At 46.7% G+C, this 670-nt stretch carries 2 tRNA genes and 1 rRNA gene; all 3 read right to left on the minus strand.

Going from position 1 to position 670, the window contains the following annotated elements:
- Nucleotides 1-262: 262 nt before the first annotated feature.
- Nucleotides 263-335: transfer RNA gene (locus tag NWP17_RS10215), tRNA-Ala, on the minus strand.
- 17 nt (nt 336-352) lie between these two features.
- Nucleotides 353-426: transfer RNA gene (locus tag NWP17_RS10220), tRNA-Ile, on the minus strand.
- Between the two features lie 125 nt (nt 427-551).
- Nucleotides 552-670, minus strand: a 16S ribosomal RNA gene (locus NWP17_RS10225); the annotation flags it as partial.

A 670-nucleotide genomic window follows, 5' to 3' on the forward strand; every position in this document is an offset into this window, starting at 1 on the left:
CACCGTCAGCCCTTATTAGCTTGACCACTATCTTTTGGCTTTTTCCATGCAGTCTTACGACTGCCTGCTTTTTCTTTCGCGTTACTATGCAGTTTTCAAGGTTCTGGCTGGTTTCTTATCCAGCAGTCTGGCTTTTTGCCCTGTTGCTGAATTTTTCCCAATCTACTATCTTATCATGGTGTGTTACTCACCACAAATTTGTTATATCTAATTCTTGTCTTTGATGACAATTCCTTAGATTTTTTTTACTGATGATAAAAGGTGGAGATTAGCGGACTCGAACCGCTGACATCCTGCTTGCAAAGCAGGCGCTCTACCAACTGAGCTAAACCCCCATCTAATCTTTCATAGGTGGGCCATCCTGGACTCGAACCAGGGACCTCACCCTTATCAGGGGTGCGCTCTAACCACCTGAGCTAATAGCCCATTACCCGAACCATAAATATAGTTTGAAAGCTTTAGCTTTTTCCGCCACCGACCTAGGAATGACCATCTCAGTATCTATGACTCGTGTTTCGATATTCGATACCTGAGTGGGTAAGGTCTCCCTAAAAGGAGGTGATCCAGCCACACCTTCCGGTACGGCTACCTTGTTACGACTTCACCCCAGTCACCAGTCCTGCCTTCGGCATCCCCCTCTCCTTAGAGTTGGGGTAACGACTTCGGGCGT

The sequence above is a fragment of the Chrysosporum bergii ANA360D genome (genome assembly GCF_029891735.1).
GTDB classification, from domain to species: Bacteria; Cyanobacteriota; Cyanobacteriia; order Cyanobacteriales; family Nostocaceae; genus Umezakia; species Umezakia bergii.